Below are 25,493 nucleotides of genomic sequence, written 5' to 3'. Positions count from 1 at the left end.
ACAAGGGCCGGACGAACACATCCGGTGGACGAGCCACGACTACCTCCCAGCTTTCAGAGGCAGCCAGCCTGACGGGTTCACCAGCCGAGATCAATTACCCGGTCAACGTTCCGGGACGGCCCACTAGAACTCAGATTTCGCGCCGGAGTGGGCTGAGCCAGATCGGGATCCAGCTGAGAGCGATGATCGACGCACCCGCCCACATGGCGGCCCCGGAGCCCCAGACCTCGCCGAGAAGCCCCGCCAGCAGGCCGCCGACGCCGACCGCGCCCATCAGGATCAGGCGCATGGTGGCGTTCACCCGGCCGAGCATCGGGTCGGGCGTGACCTGCTGCCTGAAGCTGACGAGCAGCACGTTGTTCATCCCTGTCCGGAAGCACAGAAGGCTCCACGCGGCCGCCGAGATCCAGACGTTCCAGCCGACGCACGGCACCAGGAAGGCGAACGGCGCGGTGGCCAGGCCGATGACGTACACGCCACGCCCGCGACCGAGCCGGCGACCGATCAGGTGTGCCGTCGAGGAGCCGGCCAGCGTGCCCAGCCCACCGACGGCGAGGTAGGCCCCGAGCACCCAGGCGGGCTGCCCGAGGTCGTTCACGAGGAGCACGGGCAGCAGCGTCGAGCAGAGCGGGAACCCGAGGTTCGACAGACCGCCCTGTGCCGCCACGGCGACGAGGATCCGGTTGCCGAACAGGTACCGTACCCCCTCGCCGATCTGGCGTCCGAACCGCTCACCGGGAACGGGGACCGGTGGCGGTTCGGGTGTGCTGATCCGCCGCAGCCACAGGGCCGACCACAGGTAGGTGAGCGCGTCGAGCAGGATCGCCACCGGCGCGCCCGCGAAGGTCACCAGCACTCCGGCGGCGCTTCTGCCGCTCACATCCATCGCCGCGTTCGTGCCCACGAGCACCGAGTTGGCGGCGGTGAGCCGGTCGCGGCCGACCAGGTGCGGGACCGTGCTCTGGGAGGCGACGTCGAAGAAGAGCGTGCCGACTCCCGACGCGATCGCGACACCGTACAACTGGGCCATCGTCAGCGCGCCCAGCCACCACGCGACCGGCACCGACACCAGGAGCACAGCGCGAACGAGGTCCGTCGCGATCATCACCGGGCGGCGCCTGACCCGGTCCACCCAGGCCCCGGCGGGCAGGCCCAGCACGAGCACGGTGATCGTGGTGAGCGCGCTGAGCAGGCCCACTTCGCCGGGTCCGGCGTCGAGGGCGGTCACCGCGAGCAGGGGCATCGCCACGTAGCCGACCTGGGTGCCGAACTGGCTGACCGCCGACGCCAAGTAGAGGTATCTGAAGGAGGGTTCACGCAGGAGCGGGGTCTCGGCAACAGCTGTCATGCCCCCTAGATGATGCGATAGTGGATCTGGCGGCCATTGATTAAGCAGAGGATTAATTGAATGAGCCTTGAACTGACATTCACCGCACAGGATGCGGCTAATGTCCGTTTCGCCGTTTCTCCTCTGTGGGAGGTCGTCGCCAGCGTCCGCGTGGTGAAGAACCCGGCCGCGCATGCCGTACTCAAACCCTGGGTGGAGCGGGTACGACGGCCGCTCGCCGATGTCGACTGGCGGTTGCTGTCCGACCTGGTGCCGGTGCCGACGACCTCGATCGTCTGCTTCGTCTGCCCGCCGCCCTCGACCTCCGTACCCGATCTGGAGGTGGAGCTCGCCACGATGGCGGCGATGGCGCCTCGGGTCCAGGAGGATCTCGATGTCTGGGACGGTCCGCGCACCAGAGCGCTCCAAGCGCTGCACGACGACCCGGTGGGCGGCCTCGAGCGGCTGGCCGGGGAGATTCGTGGCTACTGGGAAGCGGCCATCGCGCCATTCTGGCCCCGGATCAGCACCCTGCTCGAAGGCGACGTGCTCTACCGGGCCAGGTCACTGGCCGAGGGTGGGCTGCGGCGCATGCTCAGCGACCTCGACGCGGCCGCGACCTGGGAGGGCGAGACGCTCCGCCTACCGAAGACGGTCTGCGAAGGAGTGCGCCCGCTGCGCGGGCTGGGGCTGTTGCTCGTGCCGTCGGTGTTCACCTGGCCGCGTGTCTTCTCCGTCACGACCCCGCCCTGGCAGCCCACGATCCGCTACCCGCCGCGCGGCGTCGCGACGCTCTGGGAGCACCGCGAGAGCGACCCGCCACAAGCGCTGGCCGCCGTGCTCGGCCGGACCCGCGCCCGGCTGCTGGCCGAACTCGACCAGCCCGCCTCGACCAGGGAGCTCGCCACCCGCCTCGACCTGTCAGAACCCGGCGCGAACCAGCACCTCACCGCGCTCCGCAAGGCCGGACTGGCCAGTGCGCACCGTACGGGAAGATACGTGCTCTATGCCCGTACAGCCGTCGCCGAGACGCTTCTTGCCGGAGACGCGACATCTGACCGTGAAAGCGATCGGGCGGATCGGGGGATAAGAGATATCCGCTGATCGTTCGAAGGGTGGCACATGACGGGGCAAGCATCGTGAAAGGGCGGCCGTGGTGACGGCGCTGCCCTGGATCTCCGGCCGCGCCGCCCAAGGGCCGGTCGACCGGGGCGAGGTCATTCCGGGGTCACCTGTCGACGCCGAGGTCATTTCGGGGTCGCTTGTCGACGTCGAGGTGTTCGGGGCGGTGTTCGACGCCTACTTCGGCGACATTCACGGCTATGTCGCCCAGCGGCTCGGCGTGGATCATGCCGAGGACGTCGTCTCCGACACGTTCCTCATCGCGTTCAGGAAGCGCGCGCGTTACGACCCGGCGCGCGCGACCGTGCGGTCCTGGCTGTTCGGCATCGCGACCAAGCTCATCGGCAAGCATCGCCGCCTGGAGGCGCGGACGCTGCGCGCGCTCGGACGGTACGGTCCCGACGGCGACGCGCCTGGTCACGAGGACCGGGTGTCCGCGCGGGTCAGCGCCCAGAGCCTGCAGCCGAGCCTGGCGTCCGCGCTGGCGGGGCTGGAGCAGCGGGATCGCGACGTCATCCTGCTCGTCGCGCTGGCCGGGCTGAGCCATGAGGAGATCGCCACGGCGCTCGGCATCCCGTACGGCACGGTCGGCTCCCGGCTGAGCCGGGCCAGGAAGAAGCTGCGCGGCTCCCTGGGCGGCACCAACCCGATGCTCGTCCTCGAGGAGGCCGACCATGGATGAGCTGTCGTCGATCCGCGAACTGTACGGCGAGCCGCCGGCCGATCCGGCGCTCAAGGCCAGGGTCCGCGAGCGGCTGGAGGCCGAGCGGCGCCCCTCCTCGCGCAAGTCGTGGTTGTTCTCTTGGCGGGCGGCCGTGGGCGGTCTCGCGGCGGCGGTCGCTGTGGCGGCCGTGGTGGCGCTCGTATCGCCTCGTACGGCGGGCCAGACCGGCTCGGTGGTCTCCGGGCGGTCGATCCTGCTGGCCGCCGCGACCACGGCGGCGTCGGGCCCGGCCGGCAAGGGGACGTACTGGCACATCGAGAAGCTCCACGACGGCACGAAGGTCACCGACCTCTGGGCCACCCGCGACGGGAAGGCGTGGACAGGCGAGCGGCCGGCGGGCCGGTCCGCGAAAGTCGTCGTGTTCTCGGGCAGGAAGGCGCCGTTCAGCATGGCCGGGAAGGATCTGACGTTCGAGCAGATCCAGCGGCTGCCGACCGACCCGGCCGCGCTGAAGGAATGGGTGGTCGGGATGCTGCCCGCCGGGTCCGGCGACGGCGTCCTGGCGGACGCGGTCAGCGGGCTGCTGTGGAGCAAGCCGTCGCCGCCGGGCGTCCGGGCGGCGGCCTACCGGCTGCTCGGCGACCTGCCGAACGTCCACTACCTGGGCCGGAGCACGGACCAGCGGGGCCGGACCGGTGACGCATTCGCGTTCGAGCTGGACGGCGAACCGGCTGTCGAGCGGACGCTGATCATCGACGTGGCCAGCTCGCAGGTGCTGTCCTGCACCGACGACGCGGGGGCGTACGGCGGGGGTAGGCAGCGGTCCGAGGTGGTCCTGGTTGCCGGTTGGACCGACAAGGGCCCGGCCGTCTCCGAGACCGGGAGCACGCGGCCATAACCCCATAAGCCCATAAGTCAGGGTGCGTCCGTGCCCTGACCTCACCGCCTCCGCGAATCCACCCGCGCGCTCCCCCGCGCCGCACGCTGTGCCGCGCGTGGACCTCGCGCGCCTTCCATCGCCCGTGAACCTCGCGCCTCGCCGACTGCGCCGCGCGTGGGTTTCGCGCGCCCGAAATCAGGAGTCACCGCATGTTCTGGCGTGCCCGTAAGGCGCTCGGCCGGGCGATCTGCCTGGCCGACCAGTTCCCCACGATCAAGGTGCCGGAGGTGATGGCCGGGCGGGTGACCTTCGTCGGCCTGCCCCCGGTGGACCTCGGCCAGGACATCGACTGGCGGCTGAACCCGCACGGCAACCGCTCCTGGGCCTTGAACCTGCACACCCTGCGCTGGATGGGCCGCCTGGTCGCCGAGTACGAGCGCTCGGGCGACCGGGCCTGCCTCGACCGGGCCGAATCCGTGGCCGACGACTGGCTGCGCAAGAACCCGCGTAGCGACGCCGACATCAGCCCCTGGGCCTGGGCCGAGCACGCCGTCGCGCTGCGCGCCCCCGCGCTGGTGTGCCTCAGCGCCCACGTGGACAGCCCCCGTCTGCTGGACAGCCTCACCGAGCACGGCGAGATCCTGTCCGACCCTGCGCTCTACCGCCAGGGGCACAACCACGGCCTGGACCAGGACATCGGGCTGCTGGTGGTGGGCTGCCGCCTGGGCCGGGACGGCTGGCGTGACCTGGCGATCCGCCGGATGCTCGCCTCGGCCGAGCTCGCCATCGACGAGCAGGGCGTGCTGCACGAGCAGGCGCCGAGGTACGGGCTGTACGTGCACCGGCGGCTGGGGGTGGCCTTACGGGCGATCGAGGAGAGCGGGGCCGGGATCCCGAAACGGCTGGCGGCCCGCCGGAGCGCCCTCGAGGCGTACATCGCCCATGCCACGCAGCCCGATGGCTTCCTGGCGCCGCTCGGGGACAGCCCGGCTGACACGCGGGCGGCCAGGTTCGCGCACGACGGGGTGACGGTGCGGGTCTTCGACGGCGGCTACGTCTTCGGCAGGACCGCGTGGGGCGACCCGGAGTCGGCGTTCTACTCGATCAGGTTCGGGCCGGGGCGGCGGCTGCACGGGCACGAGGACCACCTCGGCGTCACCTATCACGCGCAAGGCCGTCCGGTGCTGGTCGAGGCCGGTTTCCACTCGTACGAGAAGACCGACTACGTGGCGTGGACCAGGTCGCCCGACGCACACAACGTGCCCGTCGTGGTGGGCGCCGACTTCCGGGCGGGTAGGGCCACGCGCCTGGACGCCGCTGACGTCGGCGCGTCGCGGCAGTCGTTCCGGCTCAGCGACGACGCCTATGGCGTGCGCCGTACGCGCGAGGTCCTGGTCAGCCATGGATCAGACCTGATGGCGGTGCTGGACACGGTGCCGGAGGCGTACGCGGTGCGCGCTCTGTGGCACTTCGACCCGTCGCTCCGGCTGGTCGATCAGCGTGACGGCGTCGTGGTGCTGGGTGACGACGCCCGCCGCGTGACGCTCCTGCAGCTCACGACCGACGGCCGGCCGATGGGCGGTCAGACGGTACAACGAGGCACGGTCTCACCGGGCTACCTCCGGACGGCGGAGACCGTGACGGTGTCGTCGCCGGAGGCTTCCCGGCTGCTCACCGTGATCGTGCCGGGCAGCGAGGACCCGGCGGTCTCGGCGGAGGGCGGCCTGATCACGGTGCGCACGCCCGGCGGACCGGTCACTTTCGGCGGGTCGGCGCTGTGCCGGCCACAGTGATCAGGCATACGTCCGGAGGAAGGTGTCGACGGCGGCACGGGTCACCTCCCACAGCTCATCGTCGCCGATGAGGCGGGTGCCCATCCGGGAGCGGGCCTCCAAGGGGCCGATGAGCAGGGCGAGGAGCTGCTCGGCCGCCCGCTCGGGGTCGGTGGCGCGCAGGCGGCCGGAGAGGGTGAGGCGGGCCAGCCGATCGGCCAGCGCCTGGGTGAGCCGGTGCGGACCGGACTCGAGGACGACGTCGAGGATGTCAGGAAAACGGGTGATCTCCGAGTAGAGGAGTCGTCGCAGCGCGCAGGAGTGCTCGTCGCAGTGGAGGCGGAGCAGTTCGTGGCCGACGCCCTCGATCGTGGCGCGCAGGTCGTCACCGGGCTCGGCGAGCGGCTCCAGCGCGGCCAGTCGCTGCCGGAGGGCGACCTGCGCCGCCTCCTGGACGGCGTGCTGGAACAGGGTGGCCTTGTCGCTGAGGTGGTTGTAGACCGTCGGCTTGGCCACGCCCGCCTCGTCGGCGATCTCCTGGACGCAGGCCTGGGCGTAGCCCTGCCGGGCGAACACCGCGAACGCGCCCCGCAAGATCGCCTGCCGCTTGTCGATCCGCCCGTGCGATGTGGTCATGCATCGACTATACCAACGGGTTCAACAACATGAACTGAATAGTATGTTGAACCCATGAGTTCAAAAGATTTGGATCGACGGTTACTGGCGATGGTCGCCGTGATCCTGCTCGGCGGGCTGCTGGGCATTCTCAACAGCACGATGGCGGCCGTGGCCACCGGCACGCTGGCCAGGGCGTTCGACACCTCGTTCAGCACCGTCGGCTGGGCCTCGACCGGCTTCCTGCTGGCCGTCACCGCCACCATCCCGTTCACCACCTGGGCGGTCGACCGGTTCGGCGGCAAGCGGCTCTGGCTGGCGGGCCTGGCGGTGTTCGTGGCGGGCTCGCTGGCCGCCGGGCTGGCCTGGAACGTCGGCAGCCTGATCGTCTTCCGCGCCGCCCAAGGGGTCGGCGCCGGGATCCTCGACCCGCTGGTGCTGATCCTGCTGGCCCGCGCCGCGGGACCACACCGGGCGGGACGGGTGATGGGGTTGATGGGAGTGGTGCTGTCGCTCGGGCCCGTCCTCGGGCCGGTCGCGGGCGGCGCGGTGCTCGACGCCCTGAGCTGGCGCTGGATGTTCCTGCTCAGCGTGCCCGTCGGCGTGCTCGCCTACCTGCTCGCGCGGCACACAGTGCCCGCCGACGAGCCGGCGGACCGGACACGGACCCGGCTGGACGTCCTGGGCCTGGCCCTGCTCGCGCCCGGTTTCGCGGCTCTGGTGCTCGCGTTGTCGCAGTCGGCCGAGCAGGGCGGGCGCGTCGTCCTGCCGCTGGTCGCAGGCGCGGCGCTGCTCGCCGGCTATGCCGGGCACGCGCTGCGGGCCCGCGGCACGCCGGCCCTGATCGAACTCAGGCTGTTCGCCAGTCGCGGCTTCGTCGCCGGCGTCACGATCATGGGGCTCGGCGGCCTGGCCAACTTCGCGACGCTGTTCGCCCTGCCGCTGTATTACCAGCAGGCGCACGGGCACGGCGTGCTCGCCGCCGGACTGCTGATGGCGCCCGCGGGCCTGGGTGGGGCGATCGCCATGCCGCTGGCCGGACGGCTGTCGGACCGGCTCGGCGCCCGCGGCCTGGCGGCGGCGGGCGCGATCCTGGCCGGGCTCAGCGCGCTGGCGTTCACCCGGATCGGCGCGGACACCGCCGAGGTCTGGCCGGTGCTGGCCGCGTTGGGGATCGGGCTCGGCATGGGCTGCTTCAGCGCCCCGACCATGGGGTCGCTCTATCGCAGCCTGCCCGGCCCGCTGGTGGCGCAGGGCAGCTCCGTGCTCTACATGCTCAACCAGCTCGGCGCCGCACTGGGCGTCGCCCTGGTCACGCTCGTCCTGCAGACCGCCGGTGACCCGATCACCGGTTTCCACGGCATCTTCTGGCTCACCCTCGCCATGATCGCGATCGTCCTGGCCGTCATCCCGCTCCTGCCCGGCCGTCCTTCGACCGCTCCTGAACCCGCTCTGACCGGAAAGGCCTCCCTTTGAAGACCTTGGTGATCACAGGTGGCACCGACGGGATGGGCAAAGAGCTCGCCCGCACCTACCTCCGCCGCGGCGACACCGTCGTCATCGTCGGCCGCGACCAGGACAAAGCCCTCCCCGGCGCCCGGTTCATCGCCGCGGACCTGAGCCTGGTCAGCGAGAACAGGCGGGTCATCGACGAGATCAACGCCGCCTGCCCGGCCGTTGACGCACTCGTGCTGTGCGCCAGGTACTTCCGCTCCACCCGGTTCGTCACCGCCGAGGGATTGGAGGCCACCTTCGCGCTGGAGTACCTGAGCCGCTACCTCCTCAGCCACGGCCTGACCGATCCCGGAGTCATCATCAACGTGTCCGGCCCGGGCGTCCCCATGGGCCGCGTCCACTGGGACGACCTGATGCTGGCGCGCGGCTATGACGGGGTGGCGGCCCAGATGCAGGCCGGGCGGGCCAACGACCTGCTCGGCGCCGCCTTCGCCGCCGAGCGGCCGAGCGCCCTTACCCGCTATGTCCTGATCAACCCCGGGCTCGTGTCCACCGCCTTCCGCGGCGAGTACGACGCCGCGACCGCCGCCCACGTCGAGTCGTTCAAGAGGTACGCCGCGCCGGTCGCCGAAGGCGTCAAACCCCTCATCGCCCGCGTCGACGACCCGCCTGCCGCCCCGCTCAGCGCCTTCATGCAGAACGAGCCGATCAGCCTGGACGACCCGTCGTTCTCGTCCGAGGCCGCCGCGAGACTCAGCGACATCACCCGCCACCTGCTGCGCTCCCTGGAGGGCTGAACACATGACCACCATTTGGACGGCGGCCTTCAGGTCGGCCCCGGTCAGCGCGTACGAGTCGATGACGCTCATCCACCCCTCGCGTGCCTTCAACGACCAGACGCTGCGTCAGGTCGTGCGTGTCCGCGGGGCCGGTGATCGTCTGCGGATCCGCCTCAGCAACCAGTACGGCAAGCAGCCCCTCACCATCGCCCGGACCAGCGTGGCCGCGCACGACACCCGATCCTCGATCACCGCGGGCACCGACACCGCGGTCACCTTCGGGGGGACGGCGCAGGTGACGATCGAGGCCGGGGCCGAGGCCGTGAGCGATCCCGTCGACTTCGTCACAGCGGGCGTGAGCGACCTGGCGGTCAGCACGTACCACGCCTCGGATGCCGGGCCGGCCACCTACCATCCCTTCGCCCTGCAGACCGGTTACGTGGTAGCGGGTGACGCCGTCTCCCGTACGCGCCTGACGGGTGCCGAAGAGGTGGAATCCCGGTTTCACCTCGGCGGCATCGACATCGAGGCGCCCGAGGGCCGCCGGGTGGTCGCGGCTTTCGGCGACTCGATCACCGACGGCGTGGGCACCACCCACGGCACCCACCGTCGTTATCCCGACCTGCTGGCCGGCAGACTCGCCGACACTTCCGTGGTCAACCTCGGCATCGCGGGCAACAGGCTGCTCAGTGACGTCTTCGGCGAACGGGGCATCGCCCGGTTCGAGCGCGACGTGCTCGCCGCGCCGGGGGTGACGCACGTCGTCGTGGAGCTGGGCCTCAACGACATCGGCCTGCCGGGCATGCTGGGTCTGCCCGCCGTGCCGGCGGACGATCTCATCGACGGGCTCGACTCGATCACCCGGCAAGCCGCGCGTGCGGGGCTGACAACGGTGGTCGCGACCTTGACACCGTTCGCCGGAGCGGACGGTGTCAGCCCCGGATTCGACACCCCCGAGGGGGAACGGACCCGGCAGCACGTCAACAAGTGGATCCGCGCCCACTTCGACGTCGTCGCGGACCTGGACCGCGCGCTGCGCGACCCGGCCGCGCCGGCTGTCCTGCGGTCCGACTACGACAGCGGCGATCACATCCATCCCAACGACGCGGGAGCCGAGGCCATGGCCGACATCGTCGCCAGAGCCGTACGTGAAAGCGAGGGCCCTTCCTAGAGCCAGCGGCCGAGCGCGGGTGCCGCAGGGTCAGGGGCCGGACCACGGCCGGTGACCCAGGCGGCCAGCTCGGCGGCCGTCCCGCTCACCCGGCCCGCGTCCGACACGTCCGGCTCACCCCAGGCCCGCTGCCTGTCGGTCGGTGCGAGCACCACGGCGGGGCCCTGCCCCCGCCGTGCCCACAGCTCCGTCACGTCCGTGAGCAGCGCGTCCACGAACCCGGGCGGGAAGTCCTCGAACCGCCCGCCCGTCCCCAGGTCCACCGCGTGGATCCACATCTCGCGGGCCCGCATCCACGGGATCTCCGAGGCGGGCACCATGCGGCCCTGCGCGGTGCGTACCCGCGCCTCCCACTGCGGAGCCGACAGGTCCTCCAGCGCCGCCCGCAGCCGGGCGGCGCCCTCTTCGGCCAGAACGAGGAGTTCGGCGGGCGAGAGCCGCGCCTGCTCCTCGATCTCGGCCGCCCGCGCCTCCGCGCTCGCGTACATCGGCGTCTCTTCGCCGGTCCGCGCCCAATGGGCGAGCCGCCCGAGCGCCGACGCGTTGCAGGCGACGTGGGCCACCAGGTGCCGACCGGTCCACCCGGGGAGTCGGCTGGGCCGGTCGAGGTCGGCTCCGTCGAGGCGGGCGGCGAAGTACGCGGTGCCGGAGTCGAGCCAGGCGAGGTCAGCCATCGCGGCGCGCCACGTTGACCAGCTCGCCGACGCCCGCGATCCGGGTCACCACCTTGTCGCCGTCGGCGAGGTAGCGCGGCGGCTTGCGGGCGTGCCCCACCCCGCCGGGGGTGCCGGTCGCGATCACGTCACCGGGGCGCAGGGTGATGATCTTCGATATGTACGCGATCAGCTCGGCCGGTGGGAACACCAGGTCGGCGGTGTCCGCCTCCTGCACCACCTCTCCGTCGATCTCGCACCGCATGATCAGCGCCCCGTCGAGTTCGTCGGGCGTGACGAGGTAGGGCCCGAACGGGGTGGTGGACTCGAACGTCTTGCCCTGGAGCCACTGCAGCGTGCGGTTCTGGTAGTCGCGGGCCGTCACGTCGTTGAGCACCGAGTAGCCGGCGATGGCGGCCTGGGCCTGTTCGGGCGAGGCGTGCCGTACCTCCGTGCCGATGACGACGGCGAGCTCGGCCTCCCAGTCCATGGCCTCGGAGACGGCGGGGAGCGCGATGTCGTCGTACGGGCCGATCAGGGCGTCGGCGAACTTGGCGAACAGCGTGGGATAGGCGGGCAGCTCGCGGCCCATCTCCAGGATGTGGGTGCGGTAGTTGAGCCCGACACAAATGATCTTTCCTGGGCGCGGCACCACGGGGGCGAGGTCCGCGCCGGCGAGCGGGTGTCGCGGGCCGTCCGCGGCGGCGGCCGGCTCCTGCCAGCCGGGCTGGGCGAGCAGCGCCCCGACGTCGGGTGCCCCGATCTCCACGGCGTACTCGCCGTCGACACGGGCGGCGGTGGTGCCGCGGGGCAGTCGCAGGGTCGCGAGCTTCACGCGTTTTCCTCTCGGTGGAACGGGAGCTTCACAGAAGCTCCTCTCGATATTGGTGCAGGCCCTCGAAGACAGGCGTGTCGGCGAAGCGGAACAGGTCGAAGCGGCTGCCGGCCCGGAACGACCACGCGCACCAGGACGGCACCACGACGAGATCACCCCTGGTCAGCGTACGCTCCACGCCGTCGAGCGTGACCGTGCCCTCGCCGTCGAACACCTGGTAGACCGACGACCCCACCTCCCGGCGCGGGGCGGTGACGGCACCGGGACGCAGCCGGTGGAACTCGGCCCTGATCGTCGGCATGACGTCACCGCCAGTGGTCGGGTTGGTGTAGCGGACGGCGGCGTGGCCCGGCCCGACCGGCCCGGGATGGCCCTCGTCCTCCAGCGCCAGCTGCTCGTCGAGCGCGCGGTCGGTGTGCTCCCAGCGGTAGGCGGCGATCGGCGAGCTGGGCGTGGCCCCCAGAGCCGAGAGCGGCCGCAGCCCCGGGTGCGCCCACAGCCGCTCCGAACGGGACACGTGCGGGGTCGTGGTGTCGGTGACCTGGTCGGGGCCGAACTCGAAGAACGAGGTGTCGGTGTGGTGGACGAGCGGGATGTCCAGCCCGTCGATCCACGCCATCGGCGCGTCCGTGGTGTTGTGGTGGCCGTGGAAGTGCCAGCCGGGCGTGAGGAGGAAGTCGCCGCGCCGCATCGCCACCGGGTCGCCGTTGACCACGGTCCACACGCCTTCGCCTTCGACGACGAAGCGGAAGGCGTTCTGGGTGTGCCGGTGCTCGGGGGCGACCTCGCGCGGACCCAGGTACTGGATGGCCGCCCACAGGGTCGGCGTGGCGTACGGCAGGCCGTTCAGCCCGGGGTTGGCCAGCGCGATCGCGCGCCGCTCGCCGCCCCGGCCGACGGGCACGAGGTCGCCGGCCCGCTCGGCCAGCGGGTGCAGCGTCTTCCAGGCCCACACGTGGGGCCTGGCCTTCGGCTTGGGGTGGGCCGGCATCAGATCGCCGACCTGGGTCCAGAGCGGGATGAGGTGTTCTGCCGTGAAGTCGGCGTGCAGCCGCTCCTCTGGGGTCATGGCGACCACATTAGGACGAGATTCTGCATGGCGCACTAGCATTCTTCTGTGAAGAATCGTCCTCCGTACGCGCTCGGGTCTGTCGACAATGTGCTCCTCCTCCTGCACATGCTGCGTGACCAGGGACGGCTCAAGGTCGCCGACGTGGCGCGCGAGCTCGGCATCGCCCGCTCGACCGCGCACCGGCTGCTGGCGATGCTGGTCTATCGGGACTTCGCCGTACAGGACGAGCATCACACGTACCTGCCGGGCCCCTTCCTCGCCTCCGCGCCGGGCGCCGCGAGCGGCTCCGCGCTGCGCGAGCTGCGGGCCATGGCCAGGCCGGCGATGGAGGCGCTGTGCGCGCGGGTTCGGGAGACCGTCAACCTCATGGTGCGGGTCGGCACGGAGGTGCGCTTCCTGCACAGCGCGGAGTCCGCGCAGATCCTGCACGTGGGCGACCGCCGGGGCACGATCCTGCCCGCCGACCGCGCGTCCGGCGGCAAGGTGTTGCTGGCCGCGCTGCCCCGCGAGCGGCTGTGGGAGCTCTACCCCGGCCTGCCGGACGCGGAGCGGGCCGCGTTGACGCGCGAGCTCGACGAGATCCGGGTACGCGGCTACGCCCTGAACATCGACGGCACCGAGCAGGGCGTCTCGGCCATCGGCTGCGCCGTGCGCGACGGCCGGGGGTCGGCCGTGGCCGCGCTGTCGATCGCGGTGCCCTCCGCCCGGTTCGGCGGGGATCGGGTGGGGGTGTTCGCGGCGGAGCTGAGACGCGCGGTCGCCGAGGTCGAGCAGGCTCTGCCCGACTGATCTCCCGTCATCATCTGATTTTAAGAATGGCCGCCTACAGTTCGTGACTGTGCTCATGGACGAGGTCTCCAGCGTGACGGTGCCGGCTCGGTCACGACGACGCTGGAGAGCGTGGGCGGCCGTCGGGGTCGCGGTGGTGTTCGCGCTGGGAACGACTGTGCGGCTGGGCGGCCTGGAGGCGGGAGCCCTGCTGGTGCCGCTGGTCTCCTTCACGCCCTATTTCGCGCTCGCGGCGCTGGTCGTCCTGGGGCTGGTGATCATCGCGCGGAACAGGGTCGCGATCGCGATCATGCTGGCGGTTTGCGTCAGTCTTGCCTGGTGCGTGATACCTCGGGCGGTCAGCGGTACGGTCTCCGCCACGGGGCGGTCGTTTCGGGTGTTGACCGCGAACCTCGCCGGTGGCCGCGGGGACGCGGGGACGATCGTCGACCTGGCGCGCCGGCTGAACGTGGACGTGCTCAGCCTGCAGGAGCTGACCTGGTTGGAACGTGACAGGCTGGAAGCGGCCGGGCTGGCGAAGCTGCTGCCGTACCAGGTGATCGAACCGGAGAACTGGGGGGCGGACGGCAGCGGCGTGTACGCCCGCCTCCCCTTGCGGGAGCAGACCGGTGTGTTCCAACCGGTCGGGCACCACATGCCCGTGGTGGAGGTGGCGCTGCCGGGCGGGTCGGCGGTGCAGGTCGTGGTCGTGCATCCGGTGGCGCCGGTGCCCTCCACGGTGGCGGAGTGGGAGACCGGGGTCGCCACGCTGCCACCCGCTGCTCCGGCAACCGGTCTGCCGCGGGTCTTGGCGGGTGACTTCAACGCCTCGCTGGACCATGCCGTGTTCCGGCGGTTGCTGGCCACCGGCTACACCGACGCGGCCGCGTCCACCGGGCAGGGCCTGACGCCCACCTGGGGGATGCGCAAGCTGCCTTTGCCGCTGGTGACCCTCGACCATGTGCTGACGGACAGCCGTGCGGGGGCGGCCGATGTACAGGTGTACGACATTCCCGGATCGGACCATCGGGCGGTCTTCGCCGACCTGCGGGTCCAGCCGTAGGGCGTTCAGCTGGTCGAGAGGGCGATGGGCCGCCATTGATCCAGCTCGCGGCGGACGAGCTCGAGCTTGGCCTCCACACGCGCGACCGCGTCCGCGCCGAGTTGCAGGCGCAGCGGAGGCTCGCCGGCCTCCGCGACGTCCACGATCGCGGCGGCGGCCTTCGCCGGATCGCCTGGTTGACGGCCGTCGTTGGCGGCCAGGGCCGCGCGGATGGGGCCCGCACCGGCGTCATAATCCGAAATGGATGCGGGCTGGACGTGAAGGCTCGTGCCATTGAGGAAGTCCGTGCGGAAGCCGCCCGGTTCGACAATGATGACCCGCACACCGAGTGGCGCCAATTCGCCGTACAGCGCTTCGGAAATGCCCTCGAGGGCGAACTTCGTCGCGCCGTACAGGCCCGTGCCCGGGGCCGTGGCGAACCCGGCCACCGAACCGATGTTCAGGACGCACCCGGATCGCTGGGCGCGCAGGGTGGGCAGCGTGACGCGCAACGTGTTCAGCACGCCGAAGACGTTGACGTCGAACACGTCGCGTGCCGCCTTGTCGGACACCTCCTCGACCGCGCCCACCAGCCCATATCCGGCGTTGTTCACCACAATGTCGATCCGGCCGAACTCCGCCAGTCCCGCATCAACCGCGGCTTGCAGTTGCTCCTGCGAAGTGACATCCGCGGTCACGACCAGCAGTCCGGCAGGCTTGTCCGGGTATGCCGTGAGCACCGCCGCCGCATCCCGAGCCGTGGCGATGACACCGTGCCCCCGAGACAGTGCTTCGCGCACGATTTCCGCCCCGAGCCCCCGCGACGCTCCGGTGACGAACCAAACACTCATGATCTTTCCTCATCCGTTCGATCGGCTACGGCTCGACGCTATTAGCTAGAGTCGGCTCTAGATCAAGCGATGGCGGGACGGGAGTCGCTCGTGGATTTGAGCATCGGTGAGGTGTCCAAGCAGAGTGGGCTGAGCGTCCACACGCTGCGCTTCTACGAGAAGGAGGGGCTGTTCGCCAACCCCGTACGCCGCACGCACAACGGGCGGCGGATCTACCACGAGGAAGACCTCGAATGGCTGGCGAGCTGCACCAAACTGCGCTCCTCGGGGATGTCGCTGGCGGCGATCCGGCGATACGTCGAGCTGACCCAGCAGGGGCCCGGCAACGAGCACGAGCGTCTGGCGTTGCTGCAGGACCATGAGAAGCAGGTCGAGGCGCACATGCGTGAGCTGCAGGAATGCTTGGACTTGATCAGGTACAAGGCCAGGGTTTACGCGGAGTATGTCGCCCGCGGCCAAGCCGACGAGCTCTGGAACCCATCCCATCCAGACGCCGAAGCGACTGTCACCGATCCATGCCGCGATGCGCCTCGCGCGACAGCTGAGATCGCCACCACCGATTGCCCCCCGACCCTGCGGGAGCGGAGGCAGGAAACCCCGCTGACGAAGGCTTGAGGGCCCGCATGAATACGCCGCCATGGACTGCAATGTGCTTGGACGCCGATCCAAGTCGTTGATCGAGATCCGGCGGAACCAGAACCCGATCGCTTTCGGCTTCTCCACGCCACATGAGAGAACCCGCCGTACCATCTCTCTCTTCAGTGCGGGGTAGGGCAATAACACGAATCCTGGTAACTCGGCGCCATCAGGTCGAGGCGGTCCGCGTATTCGGGTCGGCCGAGGTCTCGGTACGCGCGCGCCCACAACGGCTTGAGGTCGGCGAAGTAACAGCTCGGTACGTTGACGAAAGCGTCTTTGAGCGCGAGCAACACTGTCGCCGGATATCCGGCATCGAGCCAGCATGTGGCGGCGATCAGCTCTGGTTCGAGCGGTGGGGGGTCCGCGACCACCGGCCTCCGATCGGCGTACGCGTCGGCTGGGGCGAGCACGCCGATGCCGTCCGCGCCGGGCTCGTGCCGCCACCCCTCCGGTACGTCAAACACGATGTCGTACTCGGTGTCCTCCCGGACGGTCGTGCCCTGCCACCATGAACCGGGAAAGGTCCGGTCCGGGGCTGGGTCTATGCGGAGTTCGGCGGCCAATCGAGCAACAAGTCTCTGGTTCTTGGCGCGCGCGTCGATCTGCCGCTGGTTCTGGGCGAGCCACACGTCTGGGTCACGCCACGCCGGAGGCTCCGGGACCGGGTTCTCGCGCCACTTCCGCAGGGCCCACGACAGCATGAACTCCAGGCCGGTACGGGTGTCCGCGCCGATCAGGGTCACGCCGTGTTCATGACCGTTGGCCAGGACAACCGGATGGTCCAGGCGCCCAAGCTCCGGAGCGGGCACCAGCCAGCCGACGTCGCCGCCGTCGCCAAGGGAGCCGAAGGGCACGAACTCCGGCGTGGCGAAGTGCGGTACTGACAGCTGCCGATCTACGAACTCCGGGTAGGCGTCGCAGCCATCGGGCGGGCGGGGAATCGTGGCCAGGTCGAACATGAAATCGTAGTGAGACATCAGCAGGGTGTAATCGTAGGTTTCGTTCTCTTCGTAGAAGTCGTACGCGGCCTGCCAGGCGATGTCGATCAGCGTGCGGAGCGCGGGCGGAGTGGGAAACGAGAAGAGGTCGTCAATCCATGGCGGCGCTGTCGAATCGGTCACGGCACCAGAGGATACTCACCGACATCAATCGCCCGATGTGGCATTTGGGCGATCTGACCTCCGCTGTAAGTTTTCCGTGCGATGATCATCAGCCCGGACTTCCGTACAGAGAAAGGAGAGCCGTGACAGACGTGTCGGCATTTTCCGAGGATGAGCTGAATCAGCTACTGGATGTAGCGAGGCAGGCAATGTGGGCCGCGCTGCAGGCCGAAAGCGATGGCATCATCGGGTTCGCCAAGGAGCTCTACGCGGGCGGCAAGGCATTTGAGGAGGCCAAGCAGCACAGCAGCAAGCTGATCAGCACGCTCGCGTCCCGCACCCCGGTGGGTGAGGCGGCCGGCTCGACGCCGGAGGAGGCCATCGCGAGCGCGCTCGACAAGGTTCCGGGGGCCATCGCCCTGCTTCGCGCCAAGGGAACCGAAGAAGACGTGCACGCCTACGGGCAGTGGCTGATCGAGATCGCCGCCAAGATGTCCGACGGCGCCAAGGGGGTCTCCGGGGCCGAGCAGAAGTTCATCGACCAGCTGACCGCGGCGATCAAGGGCTGACCACTCGTAGAGGTCGCCTTTGCCGGCGTGTATCCGGCGAGCAGCGGAACCAGAACTGTATCCGCGAGCGCCGTTCGAACGGGCAGTCGACGACCTCCTTCCATGAACCCGGCAACCCGAACCGACCGTGCTCTTTGAGAATGCCGGTCGGTTCGGACGCCATCTCCTCCGCCAAGAGGCGCCACCACCTTCAACTACGCGGTCGAGGCCCCATACCGACGAAGACCGCTTGGAGCACACGGTCGAGGTAGTCGGGCGTCAGCGGCTCATGCGTGATCAGCAGCCTGTAGTACAGCGGGCCTGACAAGACCTCGAAGGCCAGGTCCAGGTCGAAATCGGGGGCGAGTTGCCCCTGCTCTTTGGCGACCTTGAGGCGGGCCAGGGTGTCGGCCGTCTGTGGCTGGATGAAGCGTTCGTTGAGGGCGGCGGCGACCTCGGGATTGTGCTGCGCCTCCCCTATCAGGTCCCGGTACAGCGGTCCCCATGGCGGCCGAGCCAGCAGGTCGACGGCCCGGGTCATGACCTCACGCAGATCGGCCACGATGTCGTCGGTGTAGGGATGCTCCAGGCCTGTGGTTCGCGAGCTGAGAACCGCGTCGAGGAACAACAGGGCCTTGGAGGGCCATCGGCGGTAGATGGTGTCCTTGCCGACGCCGGCCCGGCTGGCGACCGCTTCCATGCTGAGCTTGGCGTAGCCGACCTCGAGGGCCAGGTCGAGCGCGGTCTGCATGATCGCTTCGGTTCGGACGGCGGAGCGACGGCGGGCGTTCATGACTCCACCATATCGGGACGGGACGTTTCGTTTGACAATGAAGAGGCCACGAGGTGAGGTGCTTCTCCGGCCCTTGTTCGGGAGCTCGGGGATCACCACCTTGGAGACCTCCTTGGCGATCACTGGCAGTCGCTCCGCGTTGTCGCGCCATAGGGGCATGTCGCCGCGCACCCAGTAGCGGCGCGCCAGGTGCAGGTGGACCAGGTCGTCCGGGATCAGTATGCCGACGGTGCCGTCCAGCAGGCGGATGTCGTCGCGGGCTCGCCCCGCGATGCCGTAGAGAATCAGGCAGGCCAGGGCACAGACGGCTGTGCCCAGCGCGGCGATCCACCAGAAGCCGATGCCGATGCAGACCGCGATCAGGATCGGCGGTGGCAGCCATAAGGGGCGGGCCGCGGCCAGCGCCCGCGCGTGGCGGGACATCAGCCGGTCCGCCCTGCGCTGCTGGTCGCGATCCGTGTCCGGTGCGTCGCGAATGATGCGGTCAGCGTCCGGGCCGGTGCGGTGGGCGTATGCGGCGACATGAGCAGCGGGCACACGCGGCGAGCGAGCTGTCGCTCCTCGGCAACACCCTGTGCGCCCAAGGCGACCGGCTCGGCGCGGTCATCGCCTACCGCAGGGCGGCTCGCCTGGCCCCGCCTGCCATGCGTGCGGTGATCCGGCTCATGCTCGGGCTGGTGCTGTCGGAGCTGGGCGACTTACGTGCCGCGCATCGAGCTCTGCGCCGGGCCGCGAGGGCGGAGGAGCAGATCATCGCCGACAGGGCACGAAGGACGCTGGCGATGATCAGCAGCGACCGCCTCCTCAGCCCACCGCAGAGCCTCGTGCGGACGCCCGACATCGAACTCCTCGATCGGCTGAGTCACGCGCGAAAGGACATGCCCAACGGGGAGCCCGGCGCGTGACTTACCCGGTCAGAGCCAGTCGCGGCGCTTGAAGACCGTGTAGAGGACCAGGCAGACCACACCCATCAGCAGCATCGCGAACGGGTAGCCGAACACCCAGTGCGTCTCGGGCATGAAGTCGAAGTTCATCCCGTAGATGGTGCCGACCAGCGTCGGGGCGAACAGGATGGCCGCCCAGGCGGAGATCTTCTTGACCTCCTCGCCCTGCCGGATGCTGGCCTCGGTCATCCGGGCGATCTCGTCGTTCTGCGCCTGCGTCACCAGTGTCGAGTTGACCAGCAGGATGTCCTGGAGCATCTGCCGGAAGGAGACCACCCGCTCGTTGACCGTGATGGCGTGGTCGGCCACGTCACGCAGGTAGCTCTGCAACTCGTCGTTGACGCCGTACTTGGCCGCCCCGGCGATGAACCCGTCGATCATCCGCACCAGCGGCGCGGTCGCCCGCTGGAACTCGATGACCTCCCCCGACAGCTCGTAGACGCGCCGCGACACGGACGGGTCGCCGCCGAACACCTGGCCCTCGATCTCCTCGATGTCCTTCTGCAGCCCGGCGACCACCGGGGCGTAGCCGTCGACCACGGCGTCGAGGACGGCGTACAGCACCGCCTGCGTGCCCTGGCGGAGCAGCTCGGGGTCCGATTCCATGCGCTTGCGTACGGCCTGCAGGTCGGGCGACTCCGCATGCCGTACGGTGATCACGAAGTTGGCCCCGACGAAGACGTGCAGCTCGCCGAACGCGACCTCCTCGACGTCGTCGAGGTAACGGGCGGCACGCAGTACGACGAACAGCATGTCGCCGTAACGGTCGGCCTTGGGCCGCTGGGAGCCCACGATGGCGTCCTCGATGGCCAGCGGGTGCAGCTGGAACTCCTCGGCGAGCTTGGCCAGCTCCCAGTCCTTCGGCCGGTAGAGGCCGATCCAGGCGAGACTGTCGGGCAGCTCCTTGAGGCGTTCGAAGGCGTCGGCCAGCGAGCCGGGGTTGTCGACCCGCTTGCCGTCCTGGTAGATGGCGTTGTCGATGACGGTCGGCTGGTAGGGCGCCTGTTCGCCGGCGCGCGGGTCCATCGAGTGCTCGGGAGGCGCCTCGCGGGCGCCGCCTCCGTTACCCCGTCCGAACCCCATCAGCCGTGCCATGTGCGCCCCTTACTGGAAATCTGCCGCAAGCTCGTCGAGTGCCCGCGTCGCCCGGTCTCGGATGGACTTGCGCCACATCGGCGTCCAGCCGAACAGCAGCCCATGCGGCCTGCCCAGCGCCATCCGGGACCAACGCTTGAAGTCGAAGTCGTCGTGATGTCTGACGATCACGCCGTCCTCGAACCTGAACAGCGCGTCGATCTCGCTGACCACCTCGCGGCCCGTGCTGGCGAAGGTGTAGCGGGAGGACCAGTGCGCCGTGCCGGTGAAGTCGTCGGCCGTCACGCCGCTGAGCTCCGACTTCAGGCCGTCGCGCTGACCCGCTTGCACCCGCCACATCGCCATCACCCTGCGCCGGCCCTCCACCTCCTGGAAGACGGGGTCGCCGAAGCTCACCTCGGGGTGGTAGCACCTTTCCATCGCCGCGTAGTCGGCGCGGCCGAGTGCCTCGTAGAAAGCGCGGATCAACGCCACGTGCTGGTCGTTCACCTTGCCCATCAGATCATGATTGTGCCGTTATGCCAGCATACGGCCCTCAACCAGTCTTCTCCCAGGTCGAGCCGGTGAAGAGCACGCAGCTGGTGCGCGTACGAATATGGAATTGTCGGGAAATCGGTGCCAAGCACCACCTTCCCCGCGAGACCAAGATCAAGCAGCGCGGGCCGCAACCTGTCCGGAAAAGGCATCCTGGCCTGGGTGAAGTCGGTGAAAGCCATGGTCGTGTCGAGCGCCACCCGCTCGTAGCGGGCGGCCAGCTCGAAGAACGGGTCGTACTCGGGCATGCCCAGGTGCGCGATCACCACCCGCAGCCGGGGATGCCGGCGCAGCACCGCGCCGATCGGCTCGGCCCCCAGGAAGCCGCTGCCGACCGGCACCGAGCTGGCGTGGACGACCACCGGTACGCCCGCCTCGGCGAGCAGGCCCCAGATCTCGTCCAGTTCGGGCACCCTCGGGTCGAACCCGCCCACCTGGAGGTGCACCTTGAAGATCCGCGCGCCGAGCTCCAGCGCCCGCCGGACGTAGCCGGTCGCGCCCGGCTCCGGGTAGAAGGTCGCCGACGGCAGGCAGTCCGGCGTACGACGGGCGAAGTCGAGCGTCCAGTCGTTGAGCTCGGCGGCTATGTCCGGCTTGTGGGCATAGGCGAGGGCGGGGAAGGCCCGCACGCCCAGCTCGCGCAGCCGGGCGACCCGCTCCTCCACCGGCCACAGGTACTCGATCTTCCAGCCGTCCCCCATGAGTGGCCCGCCGTGGGTGAAGTGGTGCCAAACCCGGCGTTCCATGCGCTCCGGCAGGAAGTGCACATGCAGGTCGATCAGCCCCGGCAAGCCCAGTTCTCGCCACCATTCCGGAACCTCGGCATCAGAATCTCGTTCTGTGAGCACGACCGAGACTTTAGCTGGATAGGGTCATACCTCGATGGACAAGCTCTGGGCTCACCTGATCGAGGTTCAGCCTGCCCCCGACCCGTGGGTCGTGGTGGTCTCGGCACTCGTCGCGTTCGCGATCGTCAGCTTCGGCATGTCCTGGCAACTGTCCAGGGGCCTGATCACGATCGCCCACGAAGGCGGCCACGCGCTGATGGCGCTGGCCACCCGGCGCAAGCTCGAAGGCATCCGGCTGCATTCGGACACCTCCGGCGTGACGCTGACCAGGGGCCGGCCCAACGGCCCCGGCATGGTGCTGACCGCGCTCGCGGGCTATCTGGCGCCGTCGCTGCTCGGGCTGGCCGCCGCGTGGCTGACCGAGCAGGGGCGCATCACGCTGCTGATGTGGACCGTGCTGCTGTTCCTGGTCTGCATGCTGCTGCTGATCCGCAACCTGTACGGCGCGTTGATCCTGCTCGCGACGGGCGGCGCGGTGTTCGCCCTGTCGATGTACGCCCCGGACAACGTGCAGCAGGTCGTGGCCATGGTGGCGGTCTGGTTCCTGCTGTTCGGTGGGGTACGCCCGATCATCGAGTTACAGCGCAAGCGGCGCAGGCGGCAGGCCCGTGACTCCGACGCCGACCAGCTCGCCAGGCTGACCTTCCTGCCCGGCGGCTTCTACGTGTTCTTCTTCCTGCTCGTGGCGGGCGCCTCGGTGGTGGGCGGCGCCTATCTCATGAATCCGCTCTAGGCAGGAAAAATCACATTAAACTCGCCCGTGACAGGGGGGAGTACTGTGCTGCCAGTCGAGGACGCGCCCGGCTACCGGGTACTCGATCAGGCCGGCCAGGGCGGTTTCGCCATCGTCTACCGCGCCTACCAGGAGCGCCTCGACCGGATCGTGGCGCTGAAAGTCCTGTCCGTGGACCGGGTCGACCAGCGGACCATGCGCAGGTTCCAGCGCGAACTCCAGCTCACCGGCCGCCTCACCGGCCATCCGAACGTCGTGACCGTCTTCGACACCGGCGTGACGCGCTCCGGCAAGCCGTACATCGCCATGGACTTCTTCGAGAACGGCTCGCTGCGCGACAAGGTCCGCAACGAGGGCCCATTGCGGGTGCCCGACGTACTGCGCGCGGGCGTGAAGCTGGCCGGGGCGCTGGCCGCCGTACACGAGGCGGGGGTCCTGCACGGCGACATCAAACCCCAGAACATTCTCATCTCCCGGTACGGCGAGCCGGCCGTGGCCGACTTCGGCGTGGCCAGGGTCGTCGACTCGTCGGAGATCTCGGCCACGGCGCAGGCGTTCACGCCGTTGCACGCGGCGCCGGAGGTGCTGACCGGGCAGCCGCACTCCGCCTCGTCCGACATCTACTCGCTCGGCTCGACGCTCTATCACTTACTCGCCGGGCAGCCCGCCTTCCACAGTCCGACGGACCCGTCGATCGCGCCGCTGATGTACCGGGTGCTGAGCGCGGAGCCGCCGCCGCTCAACCGGGCCGACGTGCCGCCTGTGGTGTTCGAGATGGTGCTGCGGGCGATGGCGAAGCAGCCTGATGTGCGGTACGGGTCGGCGCGCGAGTTCGCGCAACGGCTGCGGGAGGCGCAGGCGGAGCTGGGACTGCCGGTGACGGACCTGGTCGGGCAGGATCCCGCTCCTGGGCCTGCCACCGCGACGGTGCCCCGGCGAGCGGACACCGGCGAGCCTGCTGCGGGCGGTCCCTCGACGGGGGCGCACCTGGCCGGGGCGCCGGTGACCGGGGCGTACGCACCTGGACCGGTGGCCGCGCCGGCCGGATACAACCCGTTCGAGCCACAGCCGTCGGGTCCTCAGCCGACGAATCTTCAGCCGACGGGTCCGCAACAGGCAGGTCCTCAGCAGGCGGGTCCTCAGCAGCCCGTGTACAGCCCCTTCGCGCCGCCGCCAGCCGACGCGCAACAGCCGGGGCACAGCCCCTTCGCGCCGCCGCCAGCCGGCGCGCAACAGCCGGGGCACAGCCCTTTCGCGCCGCCGCCCGTCGGCGCGCAGCAGTCCGGGTATCACCCCGCTGGGCTCCAGCCGTCGGGGCCGCAGTTTGGCGGGCCTCAGTCGACCGGCTCTCAGCTCGGCGCAGACGGATCGGCCGCTCCCGCCACGATCCCACCCCCGCATCCGGCGCAGACCGGTTCCTCGTTCGGAGCCGCACACCCATCGCAACCGGGCTATCCGCCCAGCGGCGCCTATCCTCCCTCGGGCGGTCCGGCGGTAGGCGGTCCGGCGGTAGGCGGTCCGGCGGTAGGCGGTCCGGCGGTAGGCGGGCCGGCGGTAGGCGGGCCGGCGGTAGGCGGGCCGGCGGTAGGCGGGCCGGCGGTAGGCGGGCCGGCGGTAGGCGGGCCGGCGGTAGGCGGGCCGGTAAACGCGTCGGGCGGACTCCCGCCGGGGCGTACCGGACTCCCGCCGACGCGGAGGGGAACGCGGGTGGCGACGATCGCAGCCGCCGCCACGATCGTGGCGCTCGCCGGCGCCGGATTCGCCGTCTACCTGTCGCGACAGAACGCCGCCCCCGTGGCCGACCCACAGGCGTCCCAGCTCCCGTCGACAGCCCCCAAGTCGTCCGAGAACACCGGCACCATCAACAACGAAGCCCTGGCCGCGCTGGCCCCACGCCGGGTACAGGTGGTGGCCGACCGGAGCACACTCGTGGAGCTACGGTGGGCGCTGCCCAAGGAGTCCGCCCGCTACCCGGTCGTGGTCCAGCGCTCCCCCGCCAAGCAGGGCGAGCAGGCGATCACCGCCCTCCAGCCCGGCACCACCTCAACCCGCGTGGCAGGCCTGGACCCGGACACCGGCTACTGCTTCCTGGTCGGCGTCCCGCTGCAGATCTCGAAGACCAGCAAGGTCGCCTGGTCCAAGCCGGTCTGCGTCAGGGGCGCGGTCGCCAAGAACAACTAGATCGGGCGACGGTCCACGCTCAGCCGAGGAACCGCCGGACGTCCGCGATCTCGGCATCGAGCTGCGGCCCCGGCGGCGGCGCACCGAACGGGGACACTGTCACCTCGCTCCCCTTCCGCCCCCAGACCCCGGCGATCACCCCGTCGACGAGCAGGACAGGGCGCAGGATCCCGCCGCCGGGAAACACCTTGCGGGCGTGTTCGGCGGGCAGGATGGGGTCCCGGCTCTTCCAGCCCAGCAGGTACTCGTCGAAGGCGGGTGCCAGCCGTACGAGCTGGGTGGACGCGGAAAGACCGACGTCCGCGGGCGGGCCGGCGAGGGACCAGGCGGTGCGGGCGGCGCTCAGGGAGAGGCCTGACCAGGCGGCCAGGTCCTCGGGGGTCGACGGGTGGTGGGCGCGGCGGTAGCGGTGGGCCAGTTCGGTCAGCGCGCGGTCCCTGTCCGGGTCGGGGACGACGGGAGCGCCGAGCCAGTCGGCGGCGTGCACGTACGTGGGCTTCCCGCCGCGTGGCGGGCCGAGCACGGCCAGGCCGTGGTGGGCGGCCAGGGCGACGAGGTGCACGATGCCCTGGCCGCTCGCCCTGCCCGCCAGCCGTTCCGCCAGCTCGGCCTTGGTGAGTGGGCCCTGTCCCGCGAGGGCGCGGTCGATCAGCGGGAGCAGGTCGTCGCCTGTCACGCCCTCCTGGTGGAGGCGGCGGGTGGTGTTCGTGGCGTTGCGGGTGAGCGCGTGGATCCACGGCAGGTCGTCGGTGTGGACGAAGTGCAGGGTGCCGCGCGGGCCCCAGGTGCGGACGATCTCGCGGTCTCGCCACGCCGCCTCGACGTCCGCCACCGTGACCGTGGCCGACCGCGCGCGGAAGGCGAGGTAGGCGGCGGTGACGTCCTGAGCCTGTACGGCGAGCAGGTGGCGAACGATCTCACCGACGCTCAGGCCCGGCGGGCGGTGCAGCAGCTGGGCTTCGACGCTTCTCATGCACTCGATCTTCCCGGAACGCCGAACTCCTCCGGAATGAACCTTTCATCGTGTTCGCGCTGGTCGTCGGGGCCGGGCGGGGGCGGATCTTGCGGCGAT

At 70.2% G+C, this 25,493-nt stretch carries 26 protein-coding genes; 14 read left to right on the top strand and 12 right to left on the bottom strand.

The annotated features are described in order from the left end of the window. Positions 1 to 130: 130 nt before the first annotated feature. A complete protein-coding gene (locus KME78_RS46495; RefSeq protein WP_219536359.1) occupies positions 131 to 1,348 on the bottom strand; it encodes an MFS transporter in 1,218 nt (405 codons plus the stop codon). Between the two features lie 60 nt (positions 1,349 to 1,408). On the opposite strand from KME78_RS46495, the gene KME78_RS46490 reads away from it, so the two are divergent. From KME78_RS46490 to KME78_RS46475, 4 genes are all read left to right on the top strand, one after another. Beyond that, a complete protein-coding gene (locus KME78_RS46490; protein WP_219536358.1) occupies positions 1,409 to 2,431 on the top strand; it encodes a DUF5937 family protein in 1,023 nt (340 codons plus the stop codon). Between the two features lie 52 nt (positions 2,432 to 2,483). Further along, positions 2,484 to 3,131 (top strand): RNA polymerase sigma factor, encoded by a 648-nt coding sequence (locus KME78_RS46485; RefSeq protein ID WP_308127392.1) that lies wholly within the window; start codon positions 2,484 to 2,486, stop codon positions 3,129 to 3,131. After that, complete coding sequence (locus KME78_RS46480; protein ID WP_219536357.1) at positions 3,124 to 4,011, top strand: CU044_5270 family protein; 888 nt, start codon at positions 3,124 to 3,126, stop codon at positions 4,009 to 4,011. The genes KME78_RS46485 and KME78_RS46480 overlap by 8 nt, the downstream gene beginning before the upstream one ends. 191 nt (positions 4,012 to 4,202) lie before the next feature. Then, positions 4,203 to 5,786 (top strand): heparinase II/III domain-containing protein, encoded by a 1,584-nt coding sequence (locus tag KME78_RS46475; RefSeq protein WP_219536356.1) that lies wholly within the window; start codon positions 4,203 to 4,205, stop codon positions 5,784 to 5,786. Here the strand turns inward: KME78_RS46475 and KME78_RS46470 are convergent, their stop codons facing one another. Beyond that, positions 5,787 to 6,401: a TetR/AcrR family transcriptional regulator gene (locus tag KME78_RS46470; RefSeq protein ID WP_219536355.1), complete on the bottom strand. Its 615-nt coding sequence runs from the start codon at positions 6,399 to 6,401 to the stop codon at positions 5,787 to 5,789. 54 nt (positions 6,402 to 6,455) lie between these two features. On the opposite strand from KME78_RS46470, the gene KME78_RS46465 reads away from it, so the two are divergent. Genes KME78_RS46465 through KME78_RS46455 form a run of 3 tightly spaced genes read left to right on the top strand, consistent with a single transcriptional unit; the run spans position 6,456 to position 9,785 of the window. Beyond that, positions 6,456 to 7,856, top strand: a complete 1,401-nt coding sequence (locus KME78_RS46465) for a DHA2 family efflux MFS transporter permease subunit (protein WP_219536354.1) — start codon at positions 6,456 to 6,458, stop codon at positions 7,854 to 7,856. Continuing rightward, the gene (locus KME78_RS46460; RefSeq protein ID WP_219536353.1) at positions 7,853 to 8,632 is read left to right on the top strand and encodes an SDR family NAD(P)-dependent oxidoreductase; all 780 of its coding nucleotides are present in this window, start codon (positions 7,853 to 7,855) and stop codon (positions 8,630 to 8,632) included. The genes KME78_RS46465 and KME78_RS46460 overlap by 4 nt, the downstream gene beginning before the upstream one ends. Positions 8,633 to 8,636: 4 nt before the next feature. After that, on the top strand, positions 8,637 to 9,785 hold the full coding sequence (locus KME78_RS46455) for an SGNH/GDSL hydrolase family protein (RefSeq protein WP_219536352.1): 1,149 nt from the start codon (positions 8,637 to 8,639) through the stop codon (positions 9,783 to 9,785). On the opposite strand, the gene KME78_RS46450 is transcribed toward KME78_RS46455, so the two are convergent. Genes KME78_RS46450 through KME78_RS46440 form a run of 3 tightly spaced genes read right to left on the bottom strand, consistent with a single transcriptional unit; the run spans position 9,782 to position 12,342 of the window. After that, complete coding sequence (locus KME78_RS46450; protein ID WP_219536351.1) at positions 9,782 to 10,459, bottom strand: maleylpyruvate isomerase family mycothiol-dependent enzyme; 678 nt, start codon at positions 10,457 to 10,459, stop codon at positions 9,782 to 9,784. The genes KME78_RS46455 and KME78_RS46450 overlap by 4 nt on opposite strands. Next, a complete protein-coding gene (locus tag KME78_RS46445; RefSeq protein WP_219536350.1) occupies positions 10,452 to 11,273 on the bottom strand; it encodes a fumarylacetoacetate hydrolase family protein in 822 nt (273 codons plus the stop codon). Before KME78_RS46445 ends, KME78_RS46450 begins: the two co-directional genes overlap by 8 nt. Positions 11,274 to 11,301: 28 nt before the next feature. After that, positions 11,302 to 12,342: a cupin domain-containing protein gene (locus tag KME78_RS46440; RefSeq protein ID WP_246653398.1), complete on the bottom strand. Its 1,041-nt coding sequence runs from the start codon at positions 12,340 to 12,342 to the stop codon at positions 11,302 to 11,304. 48 nt (positions 12,343 to 12,390) lie between these two features. Between KME78_RS46440 and KME78_RS67595 the strand changes: the two genes are divergently transcribed. Together KME78_RS67595 and KME78_RS46430 are read left to right on the top strand one after the other, a co-directional pair. Then, positions 12,391 to 13,134 carry an IclR family transcriptional regulator gene (locus KME78_RS67595; protein WP_219536348.1) on the top strand — a complete coding sequence of 248 codons (744 nt, stop codon included), beginning with the start codon at positions 12,391 to 12,393 and terminating at the stop codon, positions 13,132 to 13,134. A gap of 43 nt (positions 13,135 to 13,177) precedes the next feature. Continuing rightward, on the top strand, positions 13,178 to 14,176 hold the full coding sequence (locus tag KME78_RS46430; RefSeq protein WP_219536347.1) for an endonuclease/exonuclease/phosphatase family protein: 999 nt from the start codon (positions 13,178 to 13,180) through the stop codon (positions 14,174 to 14,176). A 5-nt stretch (positions 14,177 to 14,181) separates the two neighbouring features. On the opposite strand, the gene KME78_RS46425 is transcribed toward KME78_RS46430, so the two are convergent. After that, positions 14,182 to 15,006, bottom strand: a complete 825-nt coding sequence (locus tag KME78_RS46425; protein ID WP_219536346.1) for an oxidoreductase — start codon at positions 15,004 to 15,006, stop codon at positions 14,182 to 14,184. A 90-nt stretch (positions 15,007 to 15,096) separates the two neighbouring features. Here KME78_RS46425 and KME78_RS46420 point away from each other — a divergent pair, with 90 nt between their 5' ends. Then, complete coding sequence (locus KME78_RS46420; RefSeq protein WP_308127391.1) at positions 15,097 to 15,621, top strand: MerR family transcriptional regulator; 525 nt, start codon at positions 15,097 to 15,099, stop codon at positions 15,619 to 15,621. A 143-nt stretch (positions 15,622 to 15,764) separates the two neighbouring features. Here the strand turns inward: KME78_RS46420 and KME78_RS46415 are convergent, their stop codons facing one another. Beyond that, on the bottom strand, positions 15,765 to 16,766 hold the full coding sequence (locus tag KME78_RS46415) for a hypothetical protein (RefSeq protein ID WP_219536344.1): 1,002 nt from the start codon (positions 16,764 to 16,766) through the stop codon (positions 15,765 to 15,767). Positions 16,767 to 16,888: 122 nt separating this feature from the next. Here KME78_RS46415 and KME78_RS46410 point away from each other — a divergent pair, with 122 nt between their 5' ends. Further along, positions 16,889 to 17,314, top strand: coding sequence for a hypothetical protein (locus KME78_RS46410; RefSeq protein ID WP_219536343.1), 426 nt, complete (start codon positions 16,889 to 16,891; stop codon positions 17,312 to 17,314). Positions 17,315 to 17,504: 190 nt separating this feature from the next. On the opposite strand, the gene KME78_RS67590 is transcribed toward KME78_RS46410, so the two are convergent. Beyond that, positions 17,505 to 18,623 (bottom strand): TetR/AcrR family transcriptional regulator, encoded by a 1,119-nt coding sequence (locus tag KME78_RS67590; protein ID WP_308127390.1) that lies wholly within the window; start codon positions 18,621 to 18,623, stop codon positions 17,505 to 17,507. Here KME78_RS67590 and KME78_RS46400 point away from each other — a divergent pair. Beyond that, positions 18,599 to 18,991: a hypothetical protein gene (locus tag KME78_RS46400; protein ID WP_219536342.1), complete on the top strand. Its 393-nt coding sequence runs from the start codon at positions 18,599 to 18,601 to the stop codon at positions 18,989 to 18,991. The genes KME78_RS67590 and KME78_RS46400 overlap by 25 nt on opposite strands. A 9-nt stretch (positions 18,992 to 19,000) precedes the next feature. Here the strand turns inward: KME78_RS46400 and KME78_RS46395 are convergent, their stop codons facing one another. The 3 genes from KME78_RS46395 to KME78_RS46385 are packed head-to-tail and all read right to left on the bottom strand — an operon-like array spanning position 19,001 to position 21,507. After that, entirely contained in the window at positions 19,001 to 20,125 is a 1,125-nt protein-coding gene (locus KME78_RS46395) for a magnesium and cobalt transport protein CorA (protein WP_246653397.1), read from the bottom strand. A gap of 9 nt (positions 20,126 to 20,134) precedes the next feature. Then, complete coding sequence (locus KME78_RS46390) at positions 20,135 to 20,623, bottom strand: nuclear transport factor 2 family protein (RefSeq protein ID WP_219536341.1); 489 nt, start codon at positions 20,621 to 20,623, stop codon at positions 20,135 to 20,137. Beyond that, complete coding sequence (locus KME78_RS46385) at positions 20,623 to 21,507, bottom strand: amidohydrolase family protein (protein WP_219536340.1); 885 nt, start codon at positions 21,505 to 21,507, stop codon at positions 20,623 to 20,625. The genes KME78_RS46390 and KME78_RS46385 overlap by 1 nt, the downstream gene beginning before the upstream one ends. A gap of 34 nt (positions 21,508 to 21,541) precedes the next feature. On the opposite strand from KME78_RS46385, the gene KME78_RS46380 reads away from it, so the two are divergent. Continuing rightward, positions 21,542 to 22,240, top strand: a complete 699-nt coding sequence (locus KME78_RS46380) for a M50 family metallopeptidase (protein ID WP_219536339.1) — start codon at positions 21,542 to 21,544, stop codon at positions 22,238 to 22,240. Between the two features lie 45 nt (positions 22,241 to 22,285). Then, complete coding sequence (locus KME78_RS46375; protein ID WP_219536338.1) at positions 22,286 to 24,421, top strand: serine/threonine-protein kinase; 2,136 nt, start codon at positions 22,286 to 22,288, stop codon at positions 24,419 to 24,421. A 19-nt stretch (positions 24,422 to 24,440) separates the two neighbouring features. Here KME78_RS46375 and KME78_RS46370 read toward each other — a convergent pair whose 3' ends face one another. Then, a complete protein-coding gene (locus KME78_RS46370; protein WP_219536337.1) occupies positions 24,441 to 25,394 on the bottom strand; it encodes a winged helix DNA-binding domain-containing protein in 954 nt (317 codons plus the stop codon). Between the last annotated feature and the right edge of the window lie 99 nt (positions 25,395 to 25,493).

It is taken from the genome of Nonomuraea guangzhouensis (assembly GCF_019396345.1).
GTDB lineage: Bacteria > Actinomycetota > Actinomycetes > Streptosporangiales > Streptosporangiaceae > Nonomuraea > Nonomuraea guangzhouensis.
Note: the sequence above shows the minus strand (reverse complement) of the source record. Positions and strands in the feature narration are given on the sequence as shown.

Bases quoted from the DNA above. Each gene is read 5' to 3' on its own strand.
- KME78_RS46455 (WP_219536352.1), top strand. From the start codon at position 8,637: ATGACCACCATTTGGACGGCGGCCTTCAGGTCGGCCCCGGTCAGCGCG.
- KME78_RS46400 (WP_219536342.1), top strand. From the start codon at position 18,599: ATGCGGCGACATGAGCAGCGGGCACACGCGGCGAGCGAGCTGTCGCTC.
- KME78_RS46490 (WP_219536358.1), top strand. From the start codon at position 1,409: ATGAGCCTTGAACTGACATTCACCGCACAGGATGCGGCTAATGTCCGT.
- KME78_RS46390 (WP_219536341.1), bottom strand. From the start codon at position 20,623: ATGGGCAAGGTGAACGACCAGCACGTGGCGTTGATCCGCGCTTTCTAC.
- KME78_RS46380 (WP_219536339.1), top strand. From the start codon at position 21,542: ATGGACAAGCTCTGGGCTCACCTGATCGAGGTTCAGCCTGCCCCCGAC.
- KME78_RS46470 (WP_219536355.1), bottom strand. From the start codon at position 6,401: ATGACCACATCGCACGGGCGGATCGACAAGCGGCAGGCGATCTTGCGG.
- KME78_RS46465 (WP_219536354.1), top strand. From the start codon at position 6,456: ATGAGTTCAAAAGATTTGGATCGACGGTTACTGGCGATGGTCGCCGTG.
- KME78_RS46370 (WP_219536337.1), bottom strand. From the start codon at position 25,394: ATGAGAAGCGTCGAAGCCCAGCTGCTGCACCGCCCGCCGGGCCTGAGC.
- KME78_RS46495 (WP_219536359.1), bottom strand. From the start codon at position 1,348: ATGACAGCTGTTGCCGAGACCCCGCTCCTGCGTGAACCCTCCTTCAGA.
- KME78_RS46480 (WP_219536357.1), top strand. From the start codon at position 3,124: ATGGATGAGCTGTCGTCGATCCGCGAACTGTACGGCGAGCCGCCGGCC.
- KME78_RS46440 (WP_246653398.1), bottom strand. From the start codon at position 12,342: ATGACCCCAGAGGAGCGGCTGCACGCCGACTTCACGGCAGAACACCTC.
- KME78_RS46425 (WP_219536346.1), bottom strand. From the start codon at position 15,006: ATGAGTGTTTGGTTCGTCACCGGAGCGTCGCGGGGGCTCGGGGCGGAA.
- KME78_RS46395 (WP_246653397.1), bottom strand. From the start codon at position 20,125: ATGGCACGGCTGATGGGGTTCGGACGGGGTAACGGAGGCGGCGCCCGC.
- KME78_RS46475 (WP_219536356.1), top strand. From the start codon at position 4,203: ATGTTCTGGCGTGCCCGTAAGGCGCTCGGCCGGGCGATCTGCCTGGCC.
- KME78_RS46450 (WP_219536351.1), bottom strand. From the start codon at position 10,459: ATGGCTGACCTCGCCTGGCTCGACTCCGGCACCGCGTACTTCGCCGCC.